The sequence below is a fragment of the Accumulibacter sp. genome (genome assembly GCF_031732815.1).
GTDB lineage: Bacteria > Pseudomonadota > Gammaproteobacteria > Burkholderiales > Rhodocyclaceae > Accumulibacter.
In genome coordinates this window covers 1-8,844 of record NZ_JAVMKF010000032.1, presented here as the reverse complement: position 1 = coordinate 8,844, position 8,844 = coordinate 1, and the positions used below count along the sequence as shown (strand labels likewise).

At 63.1% G+C, this 8,844-nt stretch carries 9 protein-coding genes and 2 pseudogenes; 6 read left to right on the top strand and 5 right to left on the bottom strand.

Annotated elements, in window-relative coordinates; translation table 11 throughout:
• Nucleotides 1-811, bottom strand: an 811-nt coding sequence (locus RKP46_RS02870; RefSeq protein ID WP_311105229.1) for a radical SAM protein, incomplete at its 3' end; no start/stop codon positions are given.
• Nucleotides 812-907: 96 nt separating this feature from the next.
• Between RKP46_RS02870 and fnr the strand changes: the two genes are divergently transcribed.
• Nucleotides 908-1,654 carry a fumarate/nitrate reduction transcriptional regulator Fnr gene (fnr, locus tag RKP46_RS02865; RefSeq protein WP_311105228.1) on the top strand — a complete coding sequence of 249 codons (747 nt, stop codon included), beginning with the start codon at nt 908-910 and terminating at the stop codon, nt 1,652-1,654.
• 66 nt (nt 1,655-1,720) lie between these two features.
• On the opposite strand, the gene RKP46_RS02860 is transcribed toward fnr, so the two are convergent.
• From RKP46_RS02860 to RKP46_RS02845, 4 genes are read right to left on the bottom strand one after another with little or no spacing between them, the layout of a single operon-like run.
• Nucleotides 1,721-2,113, bottom strand: coding sequence for a SirB2 family protein (locus RKP46_RS02860; protein WP_311105227.1), 393 nt, complete (start codon nt 2,111-2,113; stop codon nt 1,721-1,723).
• Between the two features lie 34 nt (nt 2,114-2,147).
• Nucleotides 2,148-3,461 (bottom strand): hypothetical protein, encoded by a 1,314-nt coding sequence (locus RKP46_RS02855; RefSeq protein ID WP_311105226.1) that lies wholly within the window; start codon nt 3,459-3,461, stop codon nt 2,148-2,150.
• A 2-nt stretch (nt 3,462-3,463) separates the two neighbouring features.
• A complete protein-coding gene (locus RKP46_RS02850) occupies nt 3,464-3,697 on the bottom strand; it encodes a DUF2249 domain-containing protein (RefSeq protein WP_311105225.1) in 234 nt (77 codons plus the stop codon).
• On the bottom strand, nt 3,694-4,155 hold the full coding sequence (locus tag RKP46_RS02845; protein ID WP_311105224.1) for a hemerythrin domain-containing protein: 462 nt from the start codon (nt 4,153-4,155) through the stop codon (nt 3,694-3,696). The genes RKP46_RS02850 and RKP46_RS02845 overlap by 4 nt, the downstream gene beginning before the upstream one ends.
• Nucleotides 4,156-4,540: 385 nt before the next feature.
• Here RKP46_RS02845 and RKP46_RS02840 point away from each other — a divergent pair, with 385 nt between their 5' ends.
• The 5 genes and pseudogenes from RKP46_RS02840 to RKP46_RS02830 form a co-directional block, all read left to right on the top strand.
• Entirely contained in the window at nt 4,541-6,418 is a 1,878-nt protein-coding gene (locus RKP46_RS02840; protein WP_311105223.1) for a caspase family protein, read from the top strand.
• Nucleotides 6,419-6,466: 48 nt separating this feature from the next.
• Nucleotides 6,467-6,967 (top strand): annotated as a pseudogene (locus RKP46_RS20170) (ATP-binding cassette domain-containing protein); the annotation flags it as partial.
• Nucleotides 6,968-7,507: 540 nt separating this feature from the next.
• Nucleotides 7,508-7,867 (top strand): annotated as a pseudogene (locus tag RKP46_RS20165) (ATP-binding cassette domain-containing protein); the annotation flags it as partial.
• Nucleotides 7,859-8,386 carry a hypothetical protein gene (locus RKP46_RS20160; RefSeq protein WP_409194097.1) on the top strand — a complete coding sequence of 176 codons (528 nt, stop codon included), beginning with the start codon at nt 7,859-7,861 and terminating at the stop codon, nt 8,384-8,386. The pseudogene RKP46_RS20165 and the gene RKP46_RS20160, both read left to right, overlap by 9 nt.
• A 36-nt stretch (nt 8,387-8,422) precedes the next feature.
• Nucleotides 8,423-8,844, top strand: a 422-nt coding sequence (locus tag RKP46_RS02830; protein ID WP_311105221.1) for an NYN domain-containing protein, incomplete at its 3' end; no start/stop codon positions are given.

The following is an 8,844-nucleotide window of genomic DNA, read 5'->3' as shown; positions in this document are numbered from 1 at the left end:
GGCTCGGCATGTCGGCTTCGAGAATCCTTCGCTGCGGCTTGAAGAGGCTGGGCAGATGAGCGTAGTTGTAGATCGAGACGCGATCCGGGTCAGCCGCGATGATCCTCTCCAGCGTGCGCCCGAAGCCATCCAGCGTCTGCCTGGGCAGACCATAGATGAGGTCGATGCTGATCGACTTGAAGCGGTTGGCGCGTGCCGCTTCAATCACGGCAAGCGTCTCCTGTTCGCTTTGTACGCGGTTGACCGCCTGCTGCACGGCGGTGTCGAAGTCCTGCACGCCGACGCTCATCCGGTTGAAGCCCAGTTCTCCAAGCAGTTCGACGGTTGCCCGGTCGACCTTGCGCGGATCAACCTCGATCGAGTATTCGCCGCCCTCGATCAATTTGAAATGACGGCGGGTTGCCGCCATCAACTGGCGCATCTCGCCGTGCGAAAGAAAGGTGGGCGTACCGCCGCCCCAGTGCAACTGAGCGACTTCCTGGTCGCCGCCTTCAAGAAAGCTGCTCTGCAGGGCAAGCTCCTTGGCCAGGTAGCGCAGATACTTGGCCGATCGCCCATGATCCTTGGTGATGATCTTGTTGCAAGCGCAGTAGTAGCAGATGGTGTTGCAGAACGGGATGTGGAAGTACAATGAGAGCTGGCGGCTGATGCCGCCGATGTTGCGTTTGCCTAGCCAAAGCTTGTACGCGTCCGCATCGAACGCTTCGACGAAGCGGTCGGCTGTCGGGTAGGACGTATAGCGCGGGCCATTGACGTCGAAACGACGAATGATCTCGGGATCAAACAAGAGGTTTCCAGCAATGGAGTTCATGGTCCCATGAGGCAATTGGCCGGTTGAATTATCGGGCGGTGTCCGCCGCACGGGGTTGACGTGGATCAAACGTGGGGTTGAGTGAGAAGGGGTCGGATGCCTACCAATGTCGCGGCGGCCAGGCTGGCTTTAGAAGGGGTGAAAGCGGCCTGCTCCAACTGCAATTTGCGCGAGCTGTGTCTGCCGATTGGCATCGAACCTGAGGATCTCAGGAAAATTGACGAGTTGGTGTCGACCCGTCGGCGTTTGAAGCGCGGCGACTACCTCTACCGCGCTGGCCAGGGCTTCGAATCGATCTACGCCATCCGCAGCGGCTTCTTCAAGACCGACGTGCTGATCGAGGATGGCCGCGACCAGGTCACCGGCTTCCAGATGACCGGCGAACTGCTCGGCCTGGACGGCATCAGCAGCGAGGTCCATAGCTGTAACGCCATTGCGCTGGAAGACAGCGAGGTGTGCGCCATCCCGTTCTCGCAGCTCGAGGGACTGTCGCGCCAGATCCATACCCTGCAGCATCATTTTCACAAGGTGATGAGCCGCGAAATCGTCCGCGACCACGGCGTGATGATGTTGCTCGGCACGATGCGCGCCGAGGAAAGGCTGGCCGCCTTTCTGCTCAATCTGTCGCAACGCTTCAAGGCACGCGGCTATTCGCCGGCCGAGTTCAACCTGCGCATGTCGCGCGACGAAATCGGGAGCTACCTGGGGCTGAAGCTGGAGACGGTCAGCCGGGCATTTTCGCGTTTTCAGGAAGAGGGCCTGCTCGCAGTGCACCAGAGGAGAGTACGCATCCTGAATACGGCTGGACTGCGCAAGCTGATGACGCACCATCGTGGCTCTTAGCGGTGAGCTGTCGGCGCCAGCCTTGCCTCCTGGCATGCGCGCGACCTTGCCGCTCTCAACCAGCGCTCAGGCCAGCCAGGCAAGCGCGCCGAGCGGACTGCGGGTGAGCGCGACGGACACGATGTAGGCCAGGGCGCAGAGCGCTGCGAGCAGGAAGGCAGCACGCTGGCGCCGGGTGCGGGCGCGTTTGAGCGCCATGCTGCCACAGCCAATGTAGACCAGGAGGCCGACCAGCTTGGCGGACAACCAGTGGCTGTGCCAAGGCCATTGTGCGCTGATGAGGAGCATGGCAATCGCGCTGGCGAGAAGCACCGTGTCGACGATGTGCGGCACGACGCGGGCTGCCCGCGTTTGCAGGAGGGGCGACTCGAACAGCATCCAGAAGCCGCGCAAGAGAAAGCCGGCAGCGCTCAGGATCACGCAACTGACGTGCAGTTGCTTGAACAGCAGATAGCTCATTCGCTTTGAGCCCTGCCAGTGCGGCGACTGGTCTTCATCCCTGTTCGGCGGGTTTCAGGTGGGCGGCGTCGATGGTCAGCCGATGCCGCCGGAAAAAGGCAACGGCGAGCAGGAGGTTGTGCAACAGCCAGGCATTCGCTGCGACGAGCGCAAGCCCGGCCGGGTAGGCAAACCAGGGTGGCCAGACAGCCGCGGCGAGAAGCACGAGCAGCGAAAGGAAATGAGCCAGCGTCTGCCGCTCGATGTGCACCGCCGGGATCACCTTGTTCATGTTCGGTGCCAGCACTCGGCCGGCGCCCAGATTCTGCAGGTGGAGCCAGACGAGAAAAGGTGCGATCTTGTAAAGCATGCCGACGATTGCCGTCATGAAACCGCCGTACAAGACGAGGATGCCAGACGCCAGCACCCACCGCTCGTCGCCGGATGCCGCGCCGCTGTTGACCAGCAGCCAGAGCATGCAGGCAGCCAGCGTGCTCAGCATCGCGACGCGCCAGCACTGTTGCGTCGCGTCGAAGCGCGGTCGCTTGCTCAGACGCTGGAGATGCAGCGTCAGTCCGGCAAAGGCCGCGGTGGCAGCGAGCAGCCCGCCGGCCAGAACGAGCGACACGCTCGGCCAGCCGTCAAGTTCGACCACGCTCCAGAGGATCAGCAGCCCGACGACCGCCGACAAGAATGTGCGCGCGAAACGATCCGAGTAGGGTGGCGTCAATTGGAACATGGGGACAACGACGAAAGCGACCGAACTGAGTAGAACGAGGCCCCAGCCGAGCAAACCCCAGGCAAGATGGACCGCGATGAGCGAAAGGAAGGGAAGTTCGCTGCCGCCTTCACCAACCAGCAGGTAAATCAGCAGCAGGCCGAGGATCGTCGTCACGCTCAGTCCGCTCAGCGCCAGTTTGATGCCACGGATTGTCGGGCTGCTTGTCGGCACCGCATGCAGCGCGTGCGCTGCCGCGGTGACGAAGATGAGCAAGCCTGCGGCGAGCAGGGCTGCCGCAGCTTGCAGGGCGATCACGTGTTGCGCGAGAAAGCCGCCAGCGAGCAGACAGGCGCCGAGCAGCAGGCTCGCGTGCACCAGGCGGGCAACGAGCAGCGGCCGCAGCAGATTCGCGCCGGCAACCACCGGCATGATCTGCAGCAAGGCGCCGAGCATCGCCTGCAGCATGAAGCCGACCGTGACCAGGTGAGTGAGCGCCAGGGCTGCCGGTGTCCAACGTGAAGCGAGCGCGTCAGGCCCGCTGGCCAGCAGAAGTGCTCCGGCAAGCATGCCGAAAGCGGGTGCGGTCAGGAAAAAGCGAAACGGTGCGGCAAAAGGCGGTGCCTGATCAAAGGAGAGCAGTGCCTGCATCACTACCTGCGATGAGCGATCAGCACGCCGACCGAGCCGTCGGTGTGGAACTCGGTCTGCCAGCAGAAGCCGTTGATTTCAAGCGCGCGGTAGAGAGGAAAGGGTTCGCGCGGCAGGAGGACGAGCAAACTTTTCGTTGGCTCCAGCCGATCGAGCGCTTCCATTGTGCGGACGAATGGCTCCGGCGGCTCGTAACTGCGGACATCGAGCACCGCATCGGGCTCCGGGCGATTCATCCCGCCACCTGTCCGGACTGATCGAGCGCTGTCGCGAGCTGCCGCACGATCGCTTCGCCTTGATCGGCCAGCTGCTCGTCGCACATCGGGTAAAGCACGTTCTCCTCCTTGAGGTTGTGTTGCTGCATCATGATCAGCAGGGTTTCCGCATGTCCCGCATACTCCTCGCCATCGTGCGTCGCCAGGGCAGATTCAGCGGCCGCGAGCAACTGGCGCATTTGCGCATGTTCCAGGCGCATGACCTGCGTCGGCCCCAGATGAATTCCGGTCCGTTGCTCGAAGAGCGGGAAGAGGAACGACTCCTCGGCGGAAAAATGGATCAGCATCGCTTCGCGAAAGCGGGCGAACGCGTCCAGGGCGGCGTCCCCGGCGTTGGTGGCGGCTGTCCGCTCGGCGACAGCGAGCAGATCATCGCAGGAGCGGTGATGCCGCGCCATGACGTCTCTAATCCCTTGCATGAAGAACCTCGTCAAAAGATGGATGCAATTGTTGGGCGGAGCGAAGCGAATTGCTGCCACCCAGGTGAAGACCAACCATGGCTTGCGCTGCACAGTTCGCCTGGCGAACCCCGAACCGATGCGCGCCGCTTGCTGCGTTCTTCGCGCGCGGATCGAATGATGCCGGGGAACGCGCCAATGGTCGAGAGGACATTATGCCGCAAGGCAGGCAGCAGCCGCCAGACGATGGACCGGCGACGGAATCGTCGCATTGAGCGATAATCCGGGTCCACGGGGATGTCCGAAAACCCCTTTGTGCAGTGCTGATTGCGGGTGCGCGCCGGTGATTTGCTGCTGCCCGACGCCCTGTCTGCCTCGCATTGACCTGATCTCAGGAGATATCTCGATGGATGTGATTCTGCCGCGTGTGCGCTGCGAGCTTCGACCACGCGGCTGGTCGTTCGTTGCACTGCTCTGCTGCGCTGCCGGTCTGTCGGCGTGCACGAGCAATCAGGCGAAGATCTCGATGCTGCAGGCGCCGGAGGTTGGCGATGCGGCGCGCTACAAGTCGATTGCCGTCGCCCGCTTTGCCGGCGTGCAGGGCGATGTACTGGCCAACGAGCTGGAAGCCGCTCTGGTCAACGCCCGGGTGCAGGATAAGCCGGTCTACCGATGGGTTGGCCGGAGCACTGAGCTGCGCCAATCCGCGGGCGACTTGCGCAGCCTGGCGGCTGTGGCCCGGTCGCTGAAGGCGGACGCCATTCTCACCGGTGAGGTCGTGCAAGCGCGTTTTCAGGACGACCGGCGCCAGGAGAAGGACTACGTCTGCGACAAGTCGGAGAAACCTGGGAAGTTGGTTTCGAAATGCGTGTCGGGTCACTACGAAACGAAGAGCTGCATCGACCGGACGGCAAGCCTGCAGGTTCAGGTTCGCCTGATCGACGCGCAGACGGCCAACCAGGTATACGCGGAAAACATCAGCCGCAATCGCAAGGATTCAGCTTGTCAGGGCGCGCCCAAGGATGGGACGGCCATGCTGGGCGAATTGCAGGAGGAGGTCGTCGACCAGATCAAGCGAAAGATCGTCCCGCACGACAAGGTGGTGAGCCTGGAGCTGATGGACACTGGCGACGGCCTGCAGGCTGACGGCGCCAGCCAGCGCTTCGCAGGCGCCACCGCGTTTGCTCGCGAAGGCCGCATGGACCGCGCCTGCGCCATGTTCGCGGAGATCTACGAAGCGGACAAGCGATCGGTGGCGCTCAACTATAATCTCGGCATCTGTGCGGAAGCGGCTGGCGCCTTCTGGCAGGCGGACGAATACTACCGGATTGCCGACCGCCTGAGTGGCGCACCGAACAGACTGCTCACCGTCGCGCTCGAGCGGAATGCCGGCAATCTGAAGAAGGCCGGGAATCTCGCCCGCCATCGCTCCGATCTGTTGCCCGGCGGCAGCGTCGAGACAGCGGCTTCGCACCCGCTGGCGGCGCCGGTTTCCGGCCGAAAGCCGGCGGCCAACAAGACGGCCACTGGCAACCCGTCGATGACGGCGGTGGCACCGGCCGCGCCGAAGGTAAGCGCAGACATCTTGATGTTCGGCCGGCGGACGGCTTTGGTGATCGGCAACGCTGCCTATCGGCGCGGCGCCCTGCTCAATCCGGTGAACGACGCACGCGCGATCGCCGCCGAGTTGCGCCGCTTGCAGTTCCAGGTGATCCAGGTCGAAGATGCGAGCTTCAGCAAGATGGGTCTGGCCATCGAGGAGTTTGGCCGCGCCATCAGGGAAGACGGTGTGGCGCTTGTCTTCTACGCCGGACACGGGATGCAGGTCAAAGGCGAAAATTTCCTGATCCCGGTCGACGCCGACCTGAAGAGTGAAAGCGATGTGCCCTATAAGACCGTCGCTCTCGGGCAGATATTGAGCAAGTTCGAGGGCGCCCGATCACGCGTCAATCTCGTCGTTCTCGACGCCTGTCGCGACAACCCGTTTGCCCGTTCGTGGCGCTCGACGCGCGGCGGCCTGGCTTCGGTCGACGCGCCGGCGGGAACGCTGATTGCATTTGCCACCGCGCCGGGGAAGACGGCGGCCGACGGCAGCGGGGCAAATGGCCTGTATACGAGCCACCTGCTGAGGGAAATGAGCGTGCCGAATCAGAAGATCGAGGATGTGCTGAAGAACGCGCGCAAGGCGGTGGCGAAGGCTTCCAACAACGAACAGATTCCCTGGGAGTCGTCGTCGCTGACCGGCGACTTTTACTTCAAAGTGGCCGCAGACGCGCAGAATTAGCCGCGCATCCGTTCCGCGCCGAGCACCCCGCCCGAGAAATACTACGCCATGCCGCAGCTCATTCTGTCCAATGCTTCGCTCGCTTTCGGCGACATTCCTCTGCTCGATCATGCCGAGTTCCAGCTTGACGCCGGCGAGCGCGTCGCCCTGATCGGGCGCAACGGGACCGGCAAATCGTCGTTGCTCGCGGCGCTCGCCGGCGAGGGGGGGCTCGACGAAGGCGAAGTCTGGCGGCAACCTGGCCTGCGCCTGGGCTACGTCCCGCAGGAGCCGCCGTTCGACAACAGTCTTACCGTCTTTCAGGCGGTTGTCGCGGGTATGGGCGAACTCTCGGCGCTGCTCGGTGAATACCATGTGGTGTCGCACGCACTGAGCGAAAGCGGGAGCGACCAGGCAGCCCTGCTCGAGCGCATGCAGACCTTGCAGAGCGCGCTCGAAGCGCGTCACGCCTGGTCGTTCGAAGCGCAGGCCGAGAAGGCCATTCAGCGGCTGTCGCTGGACCCCGAGGCGCTCGTCGGGACCTTGTCGGGAGGGCAGAAGAAGCGCCTGGCGTTGGCCCAGGCGCTGGCCATTTCACCGGAAGTGCTGCTCCTCGACGAACCCACCAATCATCTCGATTTTGCCGCCATCGAGTGGCTGGAGGACATGCTGCTGGTGGCTGGCGTGACGCTCCTGTTCATCACCCACGACCGACGTTTCCTCGAACGCCTGGCGACGCGGATTGTCGAGCTTGATCGCGGCGCGCTGGTTTCGTTTCCCGGCAGCTTCAAGGAGTACCAGGCGCGCAAGCAGGCCATGTTGCACGATGAGACGCTCAACAATGCTCGCTTCGACAAGTTTCTTGCCCAGGAAGAGGTGTGGATCCGGCAGGGAATCAAGGCACGCCGAACGCGCAACGAGGGACGCGTGCTGCGCCTTGAGCGCTTGCGGCGCGAACGCGCCGCGCGCCGCGAGCGCCAAGGCAAAGTCGATCTGGCGCTCGATGCCGGCGAGCGCAGCGGGAAGCTGGTGGCGGCACTCGATGGGGTCAGCAAGTCGTTTGGCGACAAGCTCATCGTGCGCGACTTCTCATGCCGTCTGCAGCGGGGCGACAAGGTCGGCATCATCGGCCCGAATGGTGTCGGCAAAACGACGCTCCTGCGTCTGATCCTAGGCGAACTGGCGCCTGATCGGGGGGTCGTCCACCTCGGTACCAAGGTTCAGGTTGCCTATTTTGACCAGTTTCGCGCCGCACTCGACGAGAATGCGGCCTTGGTCGAGGTTATTTCACCCGGTGGCGCCTACGTCGAGCTTGGCGGCCGGAGAAAGCACGTCATCAGTTATCTGGGTGACTTCCTTTTCCCGCCGCAGCGCGCGCGCGCGCCGGTCAGTTCGCTCTCCGGCGGCGAGCGCAATCGTCTGCTGCTCGCCCGCTTGTTTGCCCGACCGGCGAACGTTCTCGTGCTCGACGAGCCGACCAACGATCTCGACATCGAAACGCTCGAACTGCTGGAGGAACTGCTGCAGGACTACAGTGGAACGCTGTTCCTGGTCAGTCACGATCGCGCCTTTCTCGACGATGTGGTGACGCAAACCATTGCGCCACAAGGCGACGGCAGGTGGCGCGAGTACGCCGGGGGCTATCAGGAGTGGGCCGACCATCAGGTCGAGCGACGCCGTCAGGAGACCCAAGCAGCGCCGGTAGCGGGCAAGCGTGCTGCTACGCCAGGCGCGGACGCTGGTGCAGCCAGCCGGCAGAAGGCATCGCCGGTGGCCAGGCTGTCGTGGAAGGAAGCGCGCGAACTGGCCGAGCTGCCGGACAGAATTGCCGCGCTGGAAGCCGAGCAGCGGGCGATCAGCGAACAGCTTGCCGACCCGCTGTTTTACCGCTCGCAAGGTCCGGAGGTGCAACGCCTGGCGGACCGCCTGAACGAAATCGATGACCAACTGCTGGCTCTGCTCGAACGCTGGGAAGCGCTCGAAGCCTAGCCCGGAGGACACATACCCAAATGGAGAGAACAGAACATGGCCGTCGCGCCCGAAACTGCCATCATGGCGCTTTATTGCGATTTCGAGAACGTGGCGCTTGGCGTACGCGACGCCAAGTACGACAAGTTCGATATCAAACCCGTCCTCGAACGGCTGCTGCTCAAGGGCAGTATCGTCGTCAAGAAGGCGTACTGTGACTGGGAGAGGTATAAAGGCTTCAAGTCGACGATGCACGAAGCGAGTTTCGAGCTGATCGAAATCCCACATTTGCGCCAGTCGGGCAAGAACTCAGCCGACATCCGGCTGGTGGTCGACGCGCTTGACCTGTGCTACACCAAGGCCCACGTAGACACCTTCGTCATCATCAGCGGCGATTCGGACTTCTCACCGCTGGTTTCCAAGCTGCGCGAGAATGCCAAGTACGTCATCGGCGTCGGCGTCAAGCAATCGACTTCCGA